The 19,239-nt window shown below is 55.6% G+C and carries 21 protein-coding genes and 2 tRNA genes; 14 read left to right on the top strand and 9 right to left on the bottom strand.

The features are described from left to right. Window positions 1-7: 7 nt before the first annotated feature. Window positions 8-1,153, top strand: coding sequence for a DNA polymerase IV (dinB, locus tag ASE07_RS00835; RefSeq protein WP_057289064.1), 1,146 nt, complete (start codon window positions 8-10; stop codon window positions 1,151-1,153). A 92-nt stretch (window positions 1,154-1,245) separates the two neighbouring features. Beyond that, the gene (locus ASE07_RS00830; RefSeq protein WP_057289063.1) at window positions 1,246-2,157 is read left to right on the top strand and encodes a recombination-associated protein RdgC; all 912 of its coding nucleotides are present in this window, start codon (window positions 1,246-1,248) and stop codon (window positions 2,155-2,157) included. A 184-nt stretch (window positions 2,158-2,341) separates the two neighbouring features. Here ASE07_RS00830 and ASE07_RS00825 read toward each other — a convergent pair. Further along, window positions 2,342-2,418, bottom strand: a tRNA-Asp gene (locus tag ASE07_RS00825). A 67-nt stretch (window positions 2,419-2,485) separates the two neighbouring features. Beyond that, window positions 2,486-3,064: a DUF6622 family protein gene (locus ASE07_RS00820; RefSeq protein WP_327196031.1), complete on the bottom strand. Its 579-nt coding sequence runs from the start codon at window positions 3,062-3,064 to the stop codon at window positions 2,486-2,488. 128 nt (window positions 3,065-3,192) lie between these two features. On the opposite strand from ASE07_RS00820, the gene pip reads away from it, so the two are divergent. Then, on the top strand, window positions 3,193-4,158 hold the full coding sequence (gene pip, locus ASE07_RS00815; protein WP_057288890.1) for a prolyl aminopeptidase: 966 nt from the start codon (window positions 3,193-3,195) through the stop codon (window positions 4,156-4,158). A 26-nt stretch (window positions 4,159-4,184) separates the two neighbouring features. On the opposite strand, the gene ASE07_RS00810 is transcribed toward pip, so the two are convergent. Further along, on the bottom strand, window positions 4,185-4,718 hold the full coding sequence (locus ASE07_RS00810; RefSeq protein ID WP_057288889.1) for an SRPBCC family protein: 534 nt from the start codon (window positions 4,716-4,718) through the stop codon (window positions 4,185-4,187). Window positions 4,719-4,906: 188 nt separating this feature from the next. Here ASE07_RS00810 and ASE07_RS00805 point away from each other — a divergent pair, with 188 nt between their 5' ends. Next, on the top strand, window positions 4,907-5,395 hold the full coding sequence (locus tag ASE07_RS00805) for a hypothetical protein (RefSeq protein WP_057288888.1): 489 nt from the start codon (window positions 4,907-4,909) through the stop codon (window positions 5,393-5,395). A gap of 281 nt (window positions 5,396-5,676) precedes the next feature. Then, window positions 5,677-6,105 (top strand): hypothetical protein, encoded by a 429-nt coding sequence (locus ASE07_RS28555; protein ID WP_156396314.1) that lies wholly within the window; start codon window positions 5,677-5,679, stop codon window positions 6,103-6,105. Between the two features lie 315 nt (window positions 6,106-6,420). Here the strand turns inward: ASE07_RS28555 and ASE07_RS00795 are convergent, their stop codons facing one another. Continuing rightward, window positions 6,421-6,846, bottom strand: coding sequence for a hypothetical protein (locus ASE07_RS00795; RefSeq protein WP_235548299.1), 426 nt, complete (start codon window positions 6,844-6,846; stop codon window positions 6,421-6,423). A gap of 183 nt (window positions 6,847-7,029) precedes the next feature. Between ASE07_RS00795 and ASE07_RS00790 the strand changes: the two genes are divergently transcribed. Beyond that, window positions 7,030-7,575 carry a hypothetical protein gene (locus ASE07_RS00790; RefSeq protein ID WP_057288886.1) on the top strand — a complete coding sequence of 182 codons (546 nt, stop codon included), beginning with the start codon at window positions 7,030-7,032 and terminating at the stop codon, window positions 7,573-7,575. A 15-nt stretch (window positions 7,576-7,590) separates the two neighbouring features. Here ASE07_RS00790 and ASE07_RS00785 read toward each other — a convergent pair whose 3' ends face one another. Beyond that, the gene (locus tag ASE07_RS00785; RefSeq protein WP_162256852.1) at window positions 7,591-8,319 is read right to left on the bottom strand and encodes a substrate-binding periplasmic protein; all 729 of its coding nucleotides are present in this window, start codon (window positions 8,317-8,319) and stop codon (window positions 7,591-7,593) included. A gap of 135 nt (window positions 8,320-8,454) precedes the next feature. Between ASE07_RS00785 and ASE07_RS00780 the strand changes: the two genes are divergently transcribed. From ASE07_RS00780 to ASE07_RS00760, 5 genes are all read left to right on the top strand, one after another. Then, window positions 8,455-10,308 (top strand): ATP-binding protein, encoded by a 1,854-nt coding sequence (locus tag ASE07_RS00780; RefSeq protein ID WP_057288884.1) that lies wholly within the window; start codon window positions 8,455-8,457, stop codon window positions 10,306-10,308. Window positions 10,309-10,517: 209 nt separating this feature from the next. Further along, window positions 10,518-10,820, top strand: a complete 303-nt coding sequence (locus ASE07_RS00775; RefSeq protein ID WP_057288883.1) for a DUF883 family protein — start codon at window positions 10,518-10,520, stop codon at window positions 10,818-10,820. A gap of 3 nt (window positions 10,821-10,823) precedes the next feature. After that, window positions 10,824-11,216, top strand: a complete 393-nt coding sequence (locus ASE07_RS00770; RefSeq protein ID WP_057288882.1) for a phage holin family protein — start codon at window positions 10,824-10,826, stop codon at window positions 11,214-11,216. Next, window positions 11,216-11,590, top strand: coding sequence for a hypothetical protein (locus tag ASE07_RS00765; RefSeq protein ID WP_057288881.1), 375 nt, complete (start codon window positions 11,216-11,218; stop codon window positions 11,588-11,590). Before ASE07_RS00770 ends, ASE07_RS00765 begins: the two co-directional genes overlap by 1 nt. A gap of 191 nt (window positions 11,591-11,781) precedes the next feature. Further along, window positions 11,782-12,489: an OmpA family protein gene (locus tag ASE07_RS00760; protein ID WP_442946036.1), complete on the top strand. Its 708-nt coding sequence runs from the start codon at window positions 11,782-11,784 to the stop codon at window positions 12,487-12,489. 100 nt (window positions 12,490-12,589) lie between these two features. Here ASE07_RS00760 and ASE07_RS00755 read toward each other — a convergent pair whose 3' ends face one another. Together ASE07_RS00755 and ASE07_RS00750 are read right to left on the bottom strand one after the other, a co-directional pair. Continuing rightward, window positions 12,590-13,489: a c-type cytochrome gene (locus tag ASE07_RS00755; RefSeq protein WP_057288880.1), complete on the bottom strand. Its 900-nt coding sequence runs from the start codon at window positions 13,487-13,489 to the stop codon at window positions 12,590-12,592. Window positions 13,490-13,801: 312 nt separating this feature from the next. Next, the gene (locus ASE07_RS00750; RefSeq protein ID WP_057288879.1) at window positions 13,802-14,005 is read right to left on the bottom strand and encodes a hypothetical protein; all 204 of its coding nucleotides are present in this window, start codon (window positions 14,003-14,005) and stop codon (window positions 13,802-13,804) included. A 393-nt stretch (window positions 14,006-14,398) separates the two neighbouring features. Between ASE07_RS00750 and ASE07_RS00745 the strand changes: the two genes are divergently transcribed. Then, window positions 14,399-14,474: transfer RNA gene (locus tag ASE07_RS00745), tRNA-Arg, on the top strand. 541 nt (window positions 14,475-15,015) lie between these two features. Here the strand turns inward: ASE07_RS00745 and ASE07_RS00740 are convergent. Beyond that, window positions 15,016-16,140 (bottom strand): FkbM family methyltransferase, encoded by a 1,125-nt coding sequence (locus ASE07_RS00740; RefSeq protein WP_057288878.1) that lies wholly within the window; start codon window positions 16,138-16,140, stop codon window positions 15,016-15,018. Between the two features lie 936 nt (window positions 16,141-17,076). Between ASE07_RS00740 and trfA the strand changes: the two genes are divergently transcribed. Together trfA and ASE07_RS00730 are read left to right on the top strand one after the other, a co-directional pair. Beyond that, complete coding sequence (gene trfA, locus ASE07_RS00735; protein ID WP_156396313.1) at window positions 17,077-18,168, top strand: plasmid replication initiator TrfA; 1,092 nt, start codon at window positions 17,077-17,079, stop codon at window positions 18,166-18,168. Between the two features lie 350 nt (window positions 18,169-18,518). Next, complete coding sequence (locus ASE07_RS00730) at window positions 18,519-18,806, top strand: PsiF family protein (RefSeq protein WP_057288876.1); 288 nt, start codon at window positions 18,519-18,521, stop codon at window positions 18,804-18,806. Between the two features lie 161 nt (window positions 18,807-18,967). On the opposite strand, the gene ASE07_RS00725 is transcribed toward ASE07_RS00730, so the two are convergent. Further along, window positions 18,968-19,198, bottom strand: a complete 231-nt coding sequence (locus tag ASE07_RS00725; protein WP_057288875.1) for a hypothetical protein — start codon at window positions 19,196-19,198, stop codon at window positions 18,968-18,970. Window positions 19,199-19,239: the final 41 nt, after the last annotated feature.

Raw genomic sequence — 19,239 nt, 5'->3', positions numbered from 1 at the left:
CCGTAAAATGGAGTCCACTTTCCTTCCTTGCTGCTACCGTCAAATCGTGAACGCGCCGCTCCGAAAAATCATTCACTGCGATTGCGACTGCTTTTATGCAGCGGTCGAAATGCGCGATGATCCTTCGCTGCGCGGACGGCCGCTGGCGGTCGGCGGACGACCCGATCAACGCGGCGTCGTGGCGACCTGCAATTACGAAGCGCGAAAATTTGGCGTGCGCTCGGCGATGGCGACATCGCAGGCGTTGCAGCGCTGTCCTGACCTGATCGTGCTGCCGCCAGCGATGGACAAGTACCGCGCCGCATCGAAGCAGATTCTGGCGATCTATCGCGACTACACCGACCTGGTCGAACCGCTATCGCTCGACGAGGCGTATCTGGACGTCACCGATTCACCGCACTGCCGCAACAGCGCCACGCTGATCGCCGAGGAAATCCGCACCCGTATCGCTGCCACGGTCGGCATCACGGCCTCGGCCGGCATCGCGCCGAACAAGTTCATTGCCAAGATCGCGAGCGACTGGAACAAGCCGAATGGACAGTTCGTGGTGCGCCCGCACGAGGTCGACGCCTTCGTCGCAGCACTGCCGGTCGATAAACTGTTCGGCGTCGGCAAAGTGACTGCGGCAAAGCTAAAGAAACTCGGCGCATTCACTTGCGCGGATCTGCGGCAATGGCCGATCAACGAATTGCAGCATCACTTCGGCAAGTTCGGCGGTAGCCTGTACAACCTCTGCCGTGGCGTCGATCGACGCCAGGTCAGTCCAAGCCAGGAACGCAAGTCGGTCAGTGTCGAGGAAACCTATGTTACCGACCTGCCCGACCTGGCGGCGTGTGAACGCGAACTCGATGACCTGATTGCCAAACTTGAACAACGCATCCGGCGCGCCAATGCCGAGCGCGCTACGCATAAATTGTTTGTAAAAATTCGTTTCGCGAATTTTCAGCGCACGACAGCCGAATGTGTCAGCAGCATTCTCGATCCTGGCTTATGCCGCAAGCTCCTCGACACGGCCTGGCAACGCGGCCGACGTCCCGTGCGGCTGCTGGGCGTGGGTGTGCGCCTGAACGAGGAAGAAGAACTCCTTCAGCTCGGATTGTTTGGTGACGAGAGCACGCCAAGCTCCGCGCCGGATACCATCACAGCGATATAAAGCGCCGTCGCTGTCAATACTTTTTGCGCTGCACGCCTACAACCAACACTGCCGATCCTGGCGGTAGAATGGCGCCTTTTTGGGTGCCAAGCATGTGGTTCAAGAACCTGCAAATCTACCGTCTCACCGCTCCATGGACCATGACATCCGAACAGCTCGAAGAGAGTCTCGTCAAGCAGGAATTTGCCCCCTGCTCGAGCAGTGAACTGCAAAGCCAGGGCTGGGCATCGCCGCGCAACAATGGCGCGCTGGTGCATACCGTCAACCGCCAGATGCTGCTGGAGCTATCGACGGAAAAGAAGCTGTTGCCATCGAGCGTGATCAATCAGGTGACCAAGGCGCGCGCCGTTGAACTCGAAGAGCAGCAAGGCTTCAAGCCGGGCCGCAAGCAGATGAAGGAACTCAAGGAACAGGTAGCTGACGAACTGTTGCCGCGCGCGTTCAGTATTCAACGCAGCACGCGGGTCTGGATCGATTCGGTCAACGGCTGGCTGGTAGTGGATGCATCGAGCCCGGCCAAGGCCGATGAAGTGTTCAAGCTGCTGCTGAAATCGCTGGAGACCCTGCCGTTCGCTTCGCTGCGTACCGAGCGTTCTGCGCTGTCGGCAATGACCGACTGGCTCGCCGCTGATGAAGCACCGAGTGGCTTCACGGTCGACCAGGATACCGAATTGCGTGCCACCAACGAAGGCAAGGCGACGGTGCGCTACGTTCGCCACACGCTGGAAGCTGACGATGTACGTCGCCACATCGCCGCGGGTAAGCAGTGCACGCGCCTGGCGATGACGTGGAATGACCGCGTGTCGTTTGTGCTGACCGAATCGCTGGCGATCAAGCGCGTCGCGGCACTGGATGTACTGAAGGAAAATGTTGATTCGTCGACCCAGAATGACGATGAACGTTTTGACACCGATTTTGCCTTGATGACCGGTGAACTGGCGAAGCTGATCGGCGATCTGGTTGACGCACTCGGTGGCGAGGAGCAGCAAAAGAAGGCTGCCTGAACGGCGATGAAAAAACAGGCAGAGTAGGGCGGCAGCTTCGTCAGCTTCGTCCGCCCCGATGCCTGAATGCCTGCAAATCTGAGCCGTGATCTGCGCCGTATCGACCATCCCGGTCGATACGAACGGAATAATAAAAACACCGGGCGAAAAAAAAGACGAACCCGAAGGTTCGTCTTTTTAATTCTGGCGGAGTGGACGGGACTCGAACCCGCGACCCCCGGCGTGACAGGCCGGTATTCTAACCAACTGAACTACCACTCCTGAAATTGCTCATGCCCGGCAAGCCGGTACATGCGACGTTTGTCACCACGTCTGAAGGGCCTGAAGTCTACAGCAAATTATAAATTCTGGCTACTCCCGAGCGATAAATTGCCACAATGCGCAGCAGACGACCAATCAGCACACCATTGAATATGCCGTACAACACGCAGACGCTGATGACAAATCCGGCATGCTGTTTCAACTGAGGCGACATGACCAGGCATACGGCCACTGCGTACTTGGTCAGGAAAATACCCATCATCAAAAACATCGGTAACCAACTGCCGTGCTGGAACACGGTACCGCGTTCCGGACGCACGATGACGCTATCGAGACTGAATAGTATCCATGACGCCAGGATGCCGGCCGCCATACCGGCGAGCCAGACCGGTGCGGCCATGAGACTGGCGCCGAAGCTGCCCGCGATGCCCTGGATCGATAAACCCAGCATGACTATCGGGATGATAAATAACTTTTTCAGCCCTGTTTCCTGGCCGACGCTGGCCACCACGCCGCGATAGACCAGAAAAGCCAGCAAAGCCCAGACCCAGGCGGGTGTATTCCCTATGATTTGCAGCAGCATGTCACGCTCCTTGGCAGCTAGATAATGAAACGGATTCTGCCGGAACGCGTCAGCCGGTGACAGCCAATTGCGACGAAACGCGGAATTCGGGGAGTGAAATGCAACGTCAGCCTAACGGTAGGCGCTTAGGGGAACGACCTTGCCGCCAGTACGTTCTACAATGACACTGCCATGCTAGTTCGGAGCGCACGATGATTGATGCCAGCCAGCCATTTTTTCCTCCCATCGAACCCCATCGCAGCGGCATGCTGCCGGTCGATGACATTCACACCTTGTACTGGGAAGAATCAGGCAATCCGGACGGGTTGCCTGTGTTGTTCCTGCATGGCGGTCCCGGCGGCGGTACCTCGCCACGCCAGCGCTGTTTCTTTGACCCGGAACACTATCGCATCATCCTGTTCGACCAGCGCGGTGCCGGCCAGTCAACACCGCTCGGAGAATATCGCAACAATACAACCCAGTTGCTGATCGAAGATATCGAGCACCTGCGCACCATGCTCGGTATAGAACGCTGGTTGCTGTTCGGCGGCTCCTGGGGATCGACCCTCGCGCTGGCGTACGGCCAGGCGCATCCCGAACGCTGCCTCGGATTTATCCTGCGCGGTATCTTCCTGTGTACACAACCCGAGATCGACTGGTTCCTAAACGGGATGCGTTGGTTTTATCCGGAAGTGCATGATGACTTTATCGCCGCCATCCCGGAAAGCGAGCGTGGCGAACTGTTGCAGGCTTACTGCAAGCGCCTGTTTTCAGACAATCCCGACATCTATATTCCTGCCGCCCGTCGCTGGAGCCGTTATGAAGCGAGTTGCCTGTTCCTGCGTCCCGATCCGCAGTCGATTGACCAGTTCGGCACGGATGCGGTCAGCCTGGGTATCGGCCGGCTGGAAGCGCATTATTTTCTGCATGACGGCTTCTTCAGCGACGATCAGCTGATCCGCAACGTCGACAAAATTCGCCATTTACCGGCTGTCATCGTGCAAGGGCGATATGACGTCGTTTGTCCGCCGTTGACTGCCTACCGCCTGCATCAGGCATGGCCCGAATCCCGGCTGAGGATAATCGATGACGCGGGACATTCTGGCTTTGAACCCGGCATTGCGCAGGAACTGATCGCGGCGACTGAATCATTCCGGATCAGCCGCCACTTTGGTTGAACTCGGGCTGAAGTCGGGTAAATGCCCTAATGCCGAGTGCGGCGTTCAATTTCCTTGATGACCGATTCCACCATTTGCCTGACATTGGCTTGTACAACAGGTTGCCCGATAAAAGCAGGGATAAAGAACCTGGGCTCGAGTTCACCGGCGAACACGATGCGCGTACCTTGCGCGCCATCACCCTGGCTGGCCGGCTCCAGTTCCCAGCGCGCAGTGTAGTGTTGCATGTCGCCGGATTCCTGGGACACAGTGATGGTGGACTGCGGCTCTTCTTCAATACGCACCAGCATGCGCACCAGTGGCGCGAAGAACATTGTCCCTGCGCGACTCGCCTGTTCCACCATGCTCACCATTCCGGAGCGGGAGATCACACGGGAATACACGAGATCCGGCACAAAATTCGCGAGACTTTCGTAATCGGTTAAGGTTGCCCACACCTGATCGTGCGTGGCGGTGGTGAAACCTGTCGCGTATACCTCGAAAAATGACTGGCCATCGCGGTGGATGCGCTGGGCATTCGCCTGCACTACGGTTGAGGCAACAGAGTGTTGAACGCGCATGGGTTATTCCCTAACTAATGGCCGGCAGGACAAGTTGTAACTGCCGGTAAAATGACTTCTGCCGTTCGGCGGCACTATATTATGTTGAGTCACAGCATCCCGGCGTCCGCAGGCCTTGCAGGACGATCGTCGCATGCAGACTGTCGTTCATCTTCACCACTGCTTCCGCCATAGTTACTGACAATGCCATGCATGCCAAATTCCTGATCCTGCTTGCCGTGACTGTGCTTGCCGGTTGCGCCACCCGCAGTGCGGATGCACCGACCGGAAACGCCCGGAAAGCCAGTCGTTTCGAAACAGTCGACACGCTGCCGGATGCGACTTCGACCGAAAACACGGTCGAAGGTTACAAGCGCGACCTTGCACAGCGCATCGTCCAGGTTAATTCCACCAAGGTGTACACCAGCAGGCCACAGGCATTACTGCGTTCTGTGATCGTGGTTCGCTATTCCATCGACTCGCATGGACAACTGATCCGTAGCGACATCATGCGTTCCAATCGTGATGGAGAAAATGAGATAACCGCGCTGGCTTCATTGCGCAAGGCGGCGCCTTTTCCCAAACCGGCTTCCCATCTGCTGCGCCATGGCAAGGTAGAAGTGTCCGAGACATGGTTATTCAATAACGACGGGCGTTTCCAGTTGCGCTCGCTTGCCCTGCCACAAATGGACCAGTAAACCTGCGTGAGCGTGTTCGTCAGGCCGGCACGAGGTTTACGCTTGATCGGCAAAAATAGAACTCGCAACATGAGGTTCGCTGTAACGCTGAAAGTACCTCTATCCGAGTGATAGGGGTTACAGTTTTTTACATTGTCAAAAACCTTTTAAATTCAGTTGCTTGCAAAAAAACCATCAGGGATTGCGGTAACCGGTTAGTGATCCGCCTGAACAAGCAGAAAAGCACTGCATCCAAGTTGCTGCATCGGTGATGCTTTTCTTGTGATTAATAGGAGGTACACATGACATTAACCAACCAGCTCAAAGCGATCTCATTTGTTCTGATTGCATCGGCATCGTCACTGGTTCTGGCGCAATCCTCAGGTGCAGGCAGCAGCGCAACCACACCGTCACCGACCGTACGTTCGCAAAATGCGACTGGGGCAACTGGTGCCGGTACCGGCAGCGATGCCGGCATGGCAGGTGGCAACGGGACATCCATGTCGGTACCGCCGAGCACGCCGAATCCCTCAAGCACTTCCGGCGCAAGCGGCACCAGCTCGCCCTCGGCAACATCTGGTGCTTCATCGGGCAGCAGCGATACCGCGACATCCAAGAAAAAAGTGAAAAAGGCCAAGCGCGCCGAGAAGGCGCAGTCTTCCGGCGCATCGGCTGGCTCGGGTTCGGAAACCTCGTCCGGTCAAGGTACTTCCCCTACCTCAAGCCAGTAATGTTACTGGTTCGGACGTGTGATAAAGCGGCTTTCGGGCCGCTTTTTTTTATGCGAAGAAGAAAGGGAACGAATGCCGCCAGTACAGCGGCTATTCGACTAAGAATGAAAACGAAAAGTTATTGCAAACACCGAAGCGTCGTTGCTTACGGTCGACCGTTGCCAACCCGGTCCAACCTCGATGGATTTTTTTGACTGGCAAGGCGCAGGAGGAGTCAATAGCGGGCTATTGACGACGAGTGCAACGCCGGCAGGCGGCTCGGCGCCCCCGGAAAAAAGACGCGATCTCATGTTGCGTTATGGGTTGGGATTGGTATTAGTCGTGATGATGCTTGTTCTTCTTTTCCTTGTGGCCATGACCGTTACCGTGATGGTCATCATGATGCCCTCGTCCGTGCCCATCATCACGGCCACCACGGTCATAGCCGCCATATTCGGCGCTCTTTACAAAATACACCGGCTGGGCACAGGCATTGTATTTATGGCAGTGCTTGCTCCATTTTTTTGCGTGGCCGGGAGGAACATTCATATAGATCGGTGCAACCGGACGCGGCTGGCGCACAATCACGACGGGTTGTTGGTAGACGACCGGTGGCGGCGTATTACCGATGTTGACACGGCCGTAGACGCCCGGGCTGATTTCGCCGGCAACAGTGACGCCTACATTGACATCGCTCGCATGGGCGGACGACAGAGCCAGCGCGAGGATGGCACCTGACACGGCAAATAGTTTGAATCGCATGGTAGCTCCTTGAGCGGTGATAATCCTGCAACATGCATCAATGCAAGACCGGGAATTTGACTTCAATGATAAACGATGCGTGCCAGCAAGATGTAACGATGTTGTATCAATATTTGGCATCCTGTATTTGTCGCGTTGTCCGTAATCTGTTTAAATGACAGCAAGATCCACATCCCGACTTCCATGAATCCTGCCCAGTCCCGTTCTTCCGTCCACGCTTACCAGCGTCCATCCAAGCTATACCGCTATTCGCAGCGTCAATGGCTGGAGCGCTCTCTCCAGTTGGGCGAATTCCGCCTGCGGCCGCCGCCGGCGGAAATGCAGATGACTGCGCCGGTCCAGCAAATCATACCTTTCAGTGCACGCCGGTCGGTTGCCGCGTCCACCTTTCTGACACTGAGCATGGCGGATTCCTGGGACGAAAAGCTCTTCGATATCTTCGGCGGCGCCGATACCTGCCTGGTCGTTCACGATGCCGAGCAATTCGGCGAACGGATACACCGTGCCGTGCAGCGCATGTTACCGAGCTGGGCTGGCATCGATGCGGCTATTTCATATGGAACGCCCAGCCCCCTGGGTGCGGCATTTTCCAAAGCCCGGCAGCTTGCCCTGGAAAAGGAATGGCTGTTCGCATGGAGGCCAACCCAGCACGTGATGTCTTGTAGTCCGGTGGTCATCCGTATCGGAAGCATCGAGAGCATTGCCGAACTTCGCGTGCGCGGCGCCTGAAACAACCTGTTTTTCTTATGGCTTGAGCCGGTTCGCATAGCGCGCTTCGATGCGTGCCGATGTGCCATCCTTACCCATATCTCGCAGTGCATCATTGAGCCGACGTACCATGGCGTCCGACGCGGACGGATGGCAGGCCAGATAAAGCTGGCTGCGCCCGAAGGACAACGCCGGTACGATGGCTGAAGCCAAATTCCCAGCGGCCAGGAAACGCGATGCGCGTGCCGGCGTCGATGCCCAAAAATCAATTCTTCCGGCGATCAGTTTGCGCGGATTGACCGCGTCGCTGGTTGCTGCTTCCACATGGTAGCCTTGCGCCAGCAGCCATTTGGTAATGACATCCTCCAGATACCCGCCGATCACTTGGCCGCGCACATCGTCGAGTCTGGCCGGCACTGCTGCGTCCGCGGTTTTATAGAGTACCCATTCTGCCTCGGCAATTGGTCCGATCCACTTGAACAACGGCTCCCTGTCCGTGTTTCTTGCGGTGGAAAACACGCAGTGATTGCTGCGTGTCAGTGCCGACTGGTAAGCGCGCGCCCACGGCATGATCTGGATGTCCGGCTTAACACCGACTCGCTGGAACGCTTCCAGCAGCTTATCGGTCGAAATGCCGACCACCCTGCCATCTTGACGCATGTTGTATGGCGGATTTTCTTCCGTCACTAGTTGCCATGCGCAAGCAGCCGAGCATCCGAGGAGCTGCAGCACTGCAGCCAGCAGCAGCGGCATACGACAATGCATACGATGCTCCGTATGGATGCGCAAGGGTGGTGAGCGGTTCAGTATAGTCATCGCCGTGGCGACTGACCATACCGGATTCATTTCCAGCGCAGCCCTTCCCTGAAAAGGACAGGCGCGTCACGGCAACATACGGCGATGATTTTTCAACGATACAGGGGAAGGCTGCAACTGAAGCTACGTGCGTCCATTGTGCTCGCTGTCATTATCGGTTTGCTGATTCCACTTTTCGTCGCCAGTCTGGCCACGTTCAGAGAGAGGCACCATGCCCTGGACCAGCGTCGCGCTGCGGACCATCGGCGAATTGCGGAAATAATTTCTCTCGGCATGCAGGAGCCCTTGTGGAACCTCAGCCGGGATGCCGCCTATCCGTTGTTCGAGTCGGTATTGAGCGATGAGCGGATCACCGCACTGACCGTGCGTGACAAGCAGTTTGGCGTTTTTCTGCGGGCTGAACGTCCGGAGCGCAGGCTTGGCCGTCAGACGTCGATTGGCCGCGACGTGGTCTATAACGATCGGGTGATCGGCTTCGTAACCGTGGAGATGGACAGCGGGCAGCTCGACAAAGAAATCGCACATATGCGCACGGTGTTTGTCGTCACCGCGCTCGGCCAGCTCCTGCTCAGCCTGATCCTCATCGTCGCCTTGCTGCAACAGCGATTGCTTGCGCCTGTGCACCGGCTGATGGATGAGTCCCAGCGTCTCGCCCGCCGGCAGCTGGCCGAACCTTTCCATTGGCAAGGCGACGACGAGCTGAGCATGCTTGGCAACAGGCTTGAAAGTACGCGCCAGGCGCTGCAATCGCTGTTCAGCGAGATCGAAGCAAAGAATCTTGCACTTGAGCGCGACATCGAGCAACGCATGCAGGTTGAGCGCGAGCTGCAACAGCACCGGCTGCATCTGGAGGAACTTGTCCGAGAGCGGACCACCCAATTGTCGGTTGCAAAGGAGCGTGCCGAAGTCGCAAATCAGACCAAGACCGCTTTTCTTGCCAGCATGAGCCATGAACTCCGCACACCACTGAATGCCGTGCTTGGATATGCACAGGTGCTCAGGCGTGACGGCAACCTCACCGCGCGCCAGCAAAAGAATCTGGAAACCATCCAGCAAAGCGGTGAGCATTTACTGGCGTTGATTACCGATCTGCTCGACCTGACCAAGATCGAGGCGGGTAAACTCGAACTGTATAGCGGCGAATTTGCGCTCCAGCCTTTTCTGCAAACGATCATCGACATCATCCGCGTCAGGGCAGAACAGAAGGGGCTGCGCTTTAGCTACGATACAAAGGGATTTCCGCGCATGATCGTCGCCGATGAACAGCGCTTGCGACAAGTTCTTCTCAACCTGCTTGGAAATGCGGTGAAATTCACCGACAACGGAACGATTACTCTCAATGTCGAGCAGGTGTCACTGAACGATACGCGAGCGCAGCTCCGCTTCGAAGTGCGTGACACTGGTATCGGAATGGAGCCGAGTCAGCTCGACCGCATTTTTCAGCCTTTCGAGCAGGCAGGCGATCCACAGAGTCGCTTTGGCGGGACAGGACTCGGCCTATCCATCAGCCGGCAACTGGTGCACATGATGGGTTCCGAAATTTTCGTCGACAGCCATCCCGGAAGCGGCAGTGTATTTAGTTTCGTGCTGGACGTCGGCATCGGCAATGACCAGGAGGCGGCTGGCGCGGCATCCGCCGTATCCGGTGGTGGTGCCAAACTTGGGCCGCAGAGCATGACGCTAGGCCCTGACGCCGAATCTGTGGGCATGGCCGAGCCTTTCATTGCCTCGCCTCCTTCTGAAGAAATGAAAGAATTACATCAGCTTGCGATGGCAGGAAACATGCGAGCCATTCGTAAATATGCGGCGCATATCGCCAGCCTTGATCCCCATTACCAGCCGTTTGCCGACCGGTTACATGAACTGGCGCAGGGGTATCAGTCGAAAGCGATTGTTAGTCTGGTAGAGCAACACATGCACCCTCGGACGCCGCCTTGAGTCATCACAATGCGGAATGTGGAATGTGATGTTCTCCGCTTCCAACAAGCTTGTGATCTACCGGCGGGAAGTTTAGATTTCGCAAATTACTTAAGATAAATAAGCGGCAATGTTGCTGAAAGCGTAAAATTTATTTGTGCCAATGGTGTCTTGCCCTCTCGCATGAGTACAGCACTGTTAAGCAAAGATTACTTTGAAGGAGTATCACCATGCTGAATTCGAATATCAAAACCGTACGTAACGACATGAGAACCCTGATCAAGGAAGCACAGGACCTCTTCCGTGAAGCAACCCAGTCGACCGGCGGCAAGGCTGACGAACTGCGCGCCAAGGGACTTTCCCTGCTTGATACCGCAATGGATAGGGCGCAGGAAGTACAGGGCATTGCGGTGGAAAAAAGCAAGGTGGCGGCCCAAAGCACAGATGAATTCGTGCAAACCAATCCATGGAAAGCTGTCGGTATTGCAGCCGGTGCCGGCTTGGTCGTCGGCCTGCTGCTTTCACGTCGTTAATCGGTGACTTCCCGTCACGCCGGTCCCGACGACAATCATCCGGGTCTGATAGCAGGTACTGCCGCCCTGATCAAAAACAGCATCGGCCTGTTGCTGAGCCGCGTAGAGCTTGCCGCCATCGAGATCGGCGAGCTGCGCGACAACCTGGCCAGGCTGTTGATGATTGCTGCCCTTGGCACCGTAATCCTGCTATTTGCCGTAGGTAGCTGGACAGCATTGATCGTCGTACTGGCGTGGGAAGCTTTAGGATGGAAGATCCTGTTTCTGGTGGCGATGCTGTATTCCGCCGGCGCAGTCGCCCTGCTGGCATATGCGCGTGTGATCGTCGCACGGAAAGTGCTGGCGTTGCCCGCCACAATGGCCGAGCTGCGCAAAGACCGCGACGCTTTATTGTGATGAAGACGATCTTGAACCAGGAAGAGCGCAAGAAACAATTGATAGCGCAAGGCGCCCTATATCGCGCTGAAATCATGATCGCCAAAGATACCGTGCGCACTGGATTGAGGCCGCAGGCGCTGGTACGCGGGGCAACTGAACAGCTTGCGATGCGCGTATATTCGACATTTCGACATCAGGGTGCCGCAGGGTTGTCGATTGGCAGGCTGCAGACCGCTTTGCCGTTGCTGATTACTGCGGTGTCCGGACTGATGAAGTTTACATCGAAAAAATTAGTGCTGAAGATCGTACTGAGCAGTATTTTGGCGGCTGGTGTAACAGCTGCTGTGACGGCTGCCGTGTCCCGCAGGAAACAGCACGAAGCAGGAAGGTGACGCAGTTTGATTCGATATGCGTTGCTGGATAATGAGATTCCAGATTATTTGTCTGTCGTCGTTATGTCCGCGCTCGGACTGGGCATCTCCCAGACTTTGAGTAACAAGCCTCTCGATTTGTAACTTGCCGAACTAGCATCGGCGCATGGATGTCCAAAACTTGTTTAATTACGCAAGAGGACATGCAGATCATGCAAATGCGCAAGCAAATTACCGTTACTTCCCTTGTCGCTATTGTGACGCTGAGTGGTTGTGCCAATATGAATGAGGTACAGCGTGGCACGGCAACCGGCGCTGGCGTTGGCGCAGGTCTTGGCGCTGTGCTTGGCGCCGCTACAGGACCCGGTGGAGGACGTCGCACTGCGACAGGTGCGGCAATAGGTGGTGCTGCAGGCGCTGTCATCGGCAACATCTGGTCCAGTCGGATGGAGCAGCAAAAGCGGCAAATGGAACAGGTTACGCAGGGGACCGGTGTGCAGGTGACCCAGACCCAGGACAACCGCCTCAAGCTTGACATCCCGTCCGATATTTCTTTCGATACCAATCGCTCCGATATCAAACCGAATTTCCGTCCCATTCTTGACCGCTTTGCCTCCGGGCTTGTCGAGAATCCGTACAGCCGGGTGACCATTGTCGGGCATACAGATAATACCGGCGGCGACGCAGTCAACGACCCCTTGTCGGTTAATCGCGCTGCACGTACACGGGACTACCTGACTGCGCGTGGTGTCCCGACGAACCGGATCAATATCGATGGTCGCGGTTCTCATGAACCGCTGGTGGCCAACGATACCGAAGCCAACCGCGCCCGCAATCGTCGCGTCGAAATCTACGTGGGTGAACCGCAGAGCACTGCGCAAGCGCCGCAGCCCGGACAGCCGCTGCCACCACCAAGGTGAGACCGCCCTCGGGTTTTGCTCCATACAGCTAATAAAAAAGCCGACCCTCGGGTCGGCTTTTTTGAGGGCGGACGGTTGATGCCGACGCCTGATTCCTGATTTACTTGCTTGCGTCAGCCATGTAGTCGACCGCAGCTTTGACTTCTTCGTCCGATGCGGAGGAACCGCCCTTCGGAGGCATCATACCGGCTTTGCCCTGGAAGCCCTTGATTGCATGTTCGTACAGCGTTGCGGAACCTTGCTGGATGCGTGGTGCCCATGCCGCCTTGTCGCCAACCTTCGGTGCACCTGCAACGCCTGCGCCGTGGCAGGCTGCGCAGCTTGCGTCAAAGACCTTCTTGCCGTCTGCTTTTGCTGCGGGAGCGGCTGCGGCTAGTGCCTGCGTTTGCTGCGACGGCGAGGAGGTTAACGGTTGGGTAGCCGATGCGGTCTGTGCACCTGCTTCGCTGGCTGCGGGTGCAGCATTTGCCGAAGCGGCCGCCGGTGCAGCTTCCTTGACGACCGGCTCCTTCAGTTTGCCGCCCGACTGATTCGCCATGAAGACTACGGCGCGTTCGACTTCCACATCGTCCAGATCCGGGTTGCCGCCTTTGGCAGGCATGGCACGGATGCCCTTGATCGCATGTTCGACCAGCGTGGCCTGGCCTTGGCTGATACGTGACGACCATCCGGCAGCATCGCCAGTTTTTGGCGCGCCCGCGGCCCCGGTCGTGTGGCAGGCTGCACAAACAGCTTTATAAACAGCTTCCCCAGTTTGCAGAACCTTGGGTGCGTTGACGTCTTTCAGCGTGAAGCCGACATCGGCCACCGGCTTGAGACGCTCGGCGACCGCTTCCGGTGCCAGGCTGTCGGAACCGGCCCCCGATTTTGACTCGTTGGAGACATACTGAACCAGCAGGATGATGCAAATAATCGGTATCAGGAACGCGGCAATCACAGCAGCGACCAGCTGCTTCGGCGTCTTGATAACGGATTCGTGTTCGTTGTGTGCGTTGCTCATTATTCCCTCAGTACATTTTCAAAACCGGTGGGCGGGTGTGCAAATGGCCTGGGGCTCTCTCCAACTGCAGCGCAACACCTCGCAAAACCCTTGATTATAGTCGGAAAGCTCAGGGTGTGGAACGGAAATGCGCTGGCTGTAGCATCGTGTAGAGGGCAAATCAAATTGAAAACGGTAGGTGCCGTCATGCCTGTACTACGGCTATGCATCGATTAAAGGGATGGTGTGCAGGGGAAGAGGAGGAAGACGGACAGACTGCTTCCGAGCCGACTACAGCTCTGCATGCAGGCAACTCAGCGAATGATTCAAAGACTAGCGTAACACCTGGATTCCGGCAAACGTCCACGTTATTACAGCTGCGCCGATAGAAAGCATCAGATACCGGTGTTGAGATTGTAACGCACGCTGCTTTACCAGTTTATGGCGGAAAACTTCGTTACGCTTGCGACGCTGTCGGCGCGCCTTTGCATCGTTGGTTTCCTCATCTGCCAACAGCCTCAGTTTATCGATATTCATTGTCTTCCTCCCTTTTTTATTATTTTCTTGTCAATAAACTCAGCGCTATTGACTAGTCACAAAAAAGAGCGAGGCGCTTGGCCCGAATCCGTCAAATGCGCAAAGAACAGTGTTTCCGGGTGGATCCAAGGGCAAGAAATTAGTAACTACGAATACGTAATTTCTTCGTCTTTATTGGCAGCGTCGATTGGCCTACTGGACGGATGGGACTTCATGACCAGTTTGAATGGAGGTTTCCACGGCACCAAATGTGGCTGTCAGTGCGTTGAATATCCATTCCTTGCACAAGGAGAGATGCATAGCATTTATTGAGATGCACAGGCCGGTCGACCGTACGCATGGACGCGCAACCGGAAAACCGGTATCCTTCAGCCTCTTCACCGTTCCTCCTACGCGGCTGTAGCTCAGTGGATAGAGTATTGGCCTCCGAAGCCAAGGGTCGTGGGTTCGATCCCCGCCAGCCGCACCATCCGTTCCAAAGCCCTTATGGGATGCCGAACCCAGAGCCAGCAAGGCTTTGAAGCGGGGAATGTCCCCTGTGGGTGTTACACCTAACCTTGAAAAGTCTACGTGTACACATCTTGCAAAGCATGGGTTTTCCGTACTATTTCCGGCCCAAAAACCCACTAGAGGTAATCCTGCACTACAAAGGCAGAGAAACCTTGCGTGCGCTTTGAACTTGACCAAGAGTTCGAGCGACTCCGGGCGAATCATTCAAGCGACGATGGCTCTCAAGAGGAAAACCAGCTTTGATGTACTGATTGGCAAGTGGGCATTGGGAGTCCAGCCCAAGCAAAACACGATTAGCCGGCCGCGCATGCAGGCACGGCGGCTTGAGGAAATGGTCGGCGTTCATACCTTTTGCGCAGCCATTGACTGACGCTACGGCGTTTCTTCCATAAAAAACTCGGGATGCACGGCCCAATTATGTGTCACTCCGAGCGGGATTGAAGGCATGAGGGAGGGGACTCGCGGCGGGGGGCTTTGAAATCTCGCCTCCCCCCAAAGATTTACCCTTTGACTGCCGAACGGAGCTTCCTTAAGGGCGCAGTTACTTTCCAGCTCGTGGATTCCTTCAGAGCCTTCACTTCATGTTCCAACTCAAGAACTCTCGCAGCATATTGGTCGTTGTGGGCAGCGATCAACTTCTCGCGTTCCTGTTCAGCGACACGCATGTCCTCAGGGCTCAGGGTTACAGGCGGGTTCGGGTTGGCTCCTAGTTTGGTATTAGCCCAAATCTGGGCTCCGTCTTGCCAAGTTGCCCCACTGAGTTCTTCAAGTTCCGCCGTGAAGTGGAACTGGCAGGGCTTTTCATGCATTAGCTTCCAGCCACACGCGCGAAGCATGGAAATCAGTTCGCCTTCAATTGGGCGACTGTGAGTTCCGATCAGCATGTACCGGACACGGGAGCAAACATCGTCAAGTGATGCTTCGATCGCCTTTGCTTCCCAGCCTTGAATGTCAACATGCAGCAGATCGACCACAGGAAGATTCTTGAGGACATCGCTCATGAGCATTGCAGGGACGACCTCCTGCTTTGTCTGGATACCGCGATAGTCTCCCTTGCCTTCTTGTAATGCACCTCCCCAATCGAGGATGCTGGCGCTCCCAAAGGTCAGAGAGCCTCTCTGATTGGAGATGGCGCCGTGGATTATTTCGGTTGTTACTGGCCCATCTGTTCCTGGCAGCGGGATGCCATTGTCTTGGAAGTGGGTCTTCATCAGCTCATGTCGAGCCGACTCTGCTTCGACCGCCACAAGTCTGATCTTCTTCTTGCCAAGACGTTTAGCCACATGAGCCGAGAAGACCAGCCAAGGGGCGTATCCGGCCCCCATCTCTACGATAGTGACATCGTCACCCGACGCTTCCAAAGCTTTAGCCGTTCCAAGATACTCAATAGCCTCTGCATGGATTCCGTCATCGGGAAAAGGGAATCGGGGAACATGCTGATCAAGTGTGTTCTGTTCAGCGGTGAAGTATTTTGTCCTTGTCTTAATACCGAACCAGTCCGTGTAAGACCCCGGCGTAAGTACGACTTCACGGCGGCGATAGCGCACCAAGCGAAGGAGGTCTTCAGTATCGTAGCCGAGATAAATCTGGTTTCTTGTAATAAATGTATTGGAATAGGAACTCATAAGTCTTTCTTAAATGGCAGTATGTGTTAATTCACGTATACATGGTTACAAGGATTCTAGCACCGGCCACTCTTTGAATCAGCACCATTAGCACCAACCAGGAAACCTGGCCTCGGGGACTATGCGTCTGGATTTTCGTATCCCTCGACGGATCTTTATACAACTATCAACTATCAACTATCGCCTTAATTCTGAGCGCATAGATATTTCTCCATTCCCTCCATTCCCTCTATTCCCTCCATGCCCTTTGGCACATCAAGGCACGTGTTTCGAGCGTTGCTGCTTCGTCGATTACAAAGATTAAAACCAGATTAAGCAGCTGAAAAAGACTTGTAGGTATTTGATTTTAAATAATTTATTCTCAATCTTTTGCGCTCGAGATACGTGTCTGACGCGCTCCACAAACGAGCATCACACGCTCCACGAACGCGCCATGCTCGCCCGAGCGACGTGTCTCAACGGTTGGGGAACGATGGGTATCCACGCTCCAAACACGATAATTTTTATCTGCCAGCGCCGCAAAAACGGGTTTAAGGGCTGAAGTTTTGGTGTCCGATACAAGACATCGCGATCAATACCTTTGTTTTCGCTGGTTTCATCGCTCGAAAAACGAGGAATTTCGTTTGAGAGCCGCAGTTCACCTCGTTCGGTACACGATAGAACATGTTTTGACCACGCTGGAACAACGATAATTGGGGCATTGACTGGCGTCTGCCTCGCTCGAAATACGTGTGCTGAACCCCAACAAAGGGACGCTCGCGCTGTACACGCTCGAAATACGATACCGATGCTGCTCACCACACTGGTCAATACCTGTCTAAGGTTCCAATTTCTGTCGCTCCAGGGAGGTTGAAAAGGGATTTACCCACGCTCGAACGACGATGGCCATCTCCGGACAGCATTCAGTGCGCGGACCCACGCTCGAGAAACGATGGAGTGCCTATTTATTCATCACAATCGCTGCTCGACCCACGCTCGAAATACGTGTTTCAACGCTACAACGACGACGCTTCACGCTCGGGATACGTCCACAGGCGTGATACCTTGCTTCCTGACAACGAAAATGGATGGAATGACATGCCGCCGACAGGGATCAAGCACAAGCCGCTTAGCGATGCGCTGCAAAAAATCGAGGAAACCCTCGCTGCCAAGCGCAAGGGCACCGGCCGGCAGGTCCAGATGAGTCTGGACCCGAGTGATGATGTGTCGGCCGATGCGGTCCGCCGCGATGTCGAGCAGGTGCTCAATATTATCCAGTTGCCTCTGTGGGAAAATCAGGTACGCGGCTTACCGAATCCTCTCGCGCGCTCCGCCCTGTTCAGTGTCGCTCGCCAGAACGAGCCGCGTCAGCACCTGAAGGAAAGGCCGATCACCTCGGTCAAGGGTGTCGAAATCTTTTATACCGGCGAGGAACTGCGCCAGGACGACGAAGACGTATTCCTGAATCTGGTCCATCTGGCGCGCAGCCAGCCGCTGGGTCACGAGGTGTCCTTCACCGCTTATTCAATGCTCAAGTCCATGGGCTGGCCGACCTCTTCCCCCTCTTATGAGCGCCTGCGCCTGTGCATTCTGCGCCTGACCGCCAATGCGGTGGAGATCCGGTTTGATGCTGGTTCGGGCAAGCGTGGTTACGGCGGTACGCTGGTGCAGGAATTTACCTTCAAGGATGAGACCGACCGGCAGTGGAAGGTCAGGCTTAATCCGAAGCTCATCACACTGTTCGGCGCTGATGCCTATACCCAGCTGGACTGGCGCCAGCGCTTGAAATTGCGATCACCGCTTGCGAAGTGGCTGCATGGTTTTTACTTTACCCACCGCGAACCCTTTGGTTACAAGGTCGAAACCTTGAAGGGCCTGTGTGGTTCTTCAGCGCAGCAGCTCTACCATTTCCGCAATGGTTTGAAGAAGGCACTCGACTTGCTGGTCGAGCAGGGCTTTCTTAAGTCCTGGAAGATTGATCCGATGACAGATGTTGTCACCGTGGTGCGTGCAACGCGTGCCCAACAAGTCGCGCAGCTGACTGCCTGATCCAATCTGCCATTCTTGTCGCTACCGTCACTACGGCGACTACGATAGCTATCGTGTTTCGAGCGATGGCTGCATGTTGCCGTCTTCCCATCCCGGCACCCGACTAAGCCTAGTCGGGCGATCTTCAATCCTTAGTCCCAACTGGTCCCAACTATCGACCTTCCTGCTGGCCTTTTTATTGCAAACTCAACAATACAATGAGGAATCGCAAATCCATGGCGGCACTATTCCTGCTGCCGTGACGTCAAATAAGCAGTGAAGCGGCTGCATCTGCTTCCGGAAGTGTGCTGTAATTTAGTTGACCGCAAGGTCGACGATAACTCTAAAAAACGTACCACCAGGAGAGAACCATGAAAGCACTTGCAGGCGCACTCGCGCTCGTACTTCCCATGCTGTTGCAGCCGGCATTCGCGGCGACCGAGCAGCAAAACAAGATGGCAACCTGCAACAAGGATGCCGGCGACAAGAAGGGCGATGAGCGCAAGGCCTTTATGAAAGACTGCCTGAGCAGCAAACCCAAAGTCAGCGAAGCGCAGAAGGCACAGCAGGACAAGATGAAATCCTGCAATGCCGAGGCCAAGGGCAAGACTGGCGACGAGCGCAAGAAGTTTATGAGCGCTTGCCTGAAAAAAGGCTGACCTTGCTCCGCGGGCCGCTGTTCGCTAGCGGCCCGGTAAAGCCTGCGTGCGCTTAGCTTGGCGCAGGAAGAAAGCATCTACAGCGCGGCATGCCTGGCAGTGCCGTCGGCGGACTGTTTTCTTCAAACTCTTCAAACTTATCGCAGGTTGCTTGCAGCTTGCTATTCGGCAGAAAATTCCGCTGCCGCCTTTGCCGTCCATAAGGCTTTGTCATAACTTTCGAATGCAGTGTCATACCCTTCGGTCTCGCCGTTTGGTCCGACAAAATGGGTCCACCAGCCGGAATTGTCCTGAACCAGGACAATGTCGCCTTCCTTGCAGTGCTCGGCTACCGTTTCGTTGGCGGACAACGTAACAATACGAATGCCGCGATGCTGAATCACTGTTGACATATAGGCTACTCCAAATTGAGGCACGAACACGGTGACGGATG

The organism is Noviherbaspirillum sp. Root189 (assembly GCF_001428545.1).
In the GTDB taxonomy this organism is placed as follows: domain Bacteria; phylum Pseudomonadota; class Gammaproteobacteria; order Burkholderiales; family Burkholderiaceae_D; genus Noviherbaspirillum.
Note: the sequence above shows the minus strand (reverse complement) of the source record. Positions and strands in the feature narration are given on the sequence as shown.

Excerpts from the sequence above, each read along its gene's own strand:
- dinB (WP_057289064.1), top strand. The coding sequence starts at position 8 with ATGGAGTCCACTTTCCTTCCTTGCTGCTACCGTCAAATCGTGAACGCG.
- ASE07_RS00830 (WP_057289063.1), top strand. The coding sequence starts at position 1,246 with ATGTGGTTCAAGAACCTGCAAATCTACCGTCTCACCGCTCCATGGACC.
- pip (WP_057288890.1), top strand. The coding sequence starts at position 3,193 with ATGATTGATGCCAGCCAGCCATTTTTTCCTCCCATCGAACCCCATCGC.
- ASE07_RS00810 (WP_057288889.1), bottom strand. The coding sequence starts at position 4,718 with ATGCGCGTTCAACACTCTGTTGCCTCAACCGTAGTGCAGGCGAATGCC.
- ASE07_RS00805 (WP_057288888.1), top strand. The coding sequence starts at position 4,907 with ATGCATGCCAAATTCCTGATCCTGCTTGCCGTGACTGTGCTTGCCGGT.
- ASE07_RS28555 (WP_156396314.1), top strand. The coding sequence starts at position 5,677 with ATGACATTAACCAACCAGCTCAAAGCGATCTCATTTGTTCTGATTGCA.
- ASE07_RS00795 (WP_235548299.1), bottom strand. The coding sequence starts at position 6,846 with ATGCGATTCAAACTATTTGCCGTGTCAGGTGCCATCCTCGCGCTGGCT.
- ASE07_RS00790 (WP_057288886.1), top strand. The coding sequence starts at position 7,030 with ATGAATCCTGCCCAGTCCCGTTCTTCCGTCCACGCTTACCAGCGTCCA.
- ASE07_RS00785 (WP_162256852.1), bottom strand. The coding sequence starts at position 8,319 with ATGCATTGTCGTATGCCGCTGCTGCTGGCTGCAGTGCTGCAGCTCCTC.
- ASE07_RS00780 (WP_057288884.1), top strand. The coding sequence starts at position 8,455 with ATGATTTTTCAACGATACAGGGGAAGGCTGCAACTGAAGCTACGTGCG.
- ASE07_RS00775 (WP_057288883.1), top strand. The coding sequence starts at position 10,518 with ATGCTGAATTCGAATATCAAAACCGTACGTAACGACATGAGAACCCTG.
- ASE07_RS00765 (WP_057288881.1), top strand. The coding sequence starts at position 11,216 with ATGAAGACGATCTTGAACCAGGAAGAGCGCAAGAAACAATTGATAGCG.
- ASE07_RS00760 (WP_442946036.1), top strand. The coding sequence starts at position 11,782 with ATGCAAATGCGCAAGCAAATTACCGTTACTTCCCTTGTCGCTATTGTG.
- ASE07_RS00755 (WP_057288880.1), bottom strand. The coding sequence starts at position 13,489 with ATGAGCAACGCACACAACGAACACGAATCCGTTATCAAGACGCCGAAG.
- ASE07_RS00750 (WP_057288879.1), bottom strand. The coding sequence starts at position 14,005 with ATGAATATCGATAAACTGAGGCTGTTGGCAGATGAGGAAACCAACGAT.
- ASE07_RS00740 (WP_057288878.1), bottom strand. The coding sequence starts at position 16,140 with ATGAGTTCCTATTCCAATACATTTATTACAAGAAACCAGATTTATCTC.
- ASE07_RS00730 (WP_057288876.1), top strand. The coding sequence starts at position 18,519 with ATGAAAGCACTTGCAGGCGCACTCGCGCTCGTACTTCCCATGCTGTTG.
- ASE07_RS00725 (WP_057288875.1), bottom strand. The coding sequence starts at position 19,198 with ATGTCAACAGTGATTCAGCATCGCGGCATTCGTATTGTTACGTTGTCC.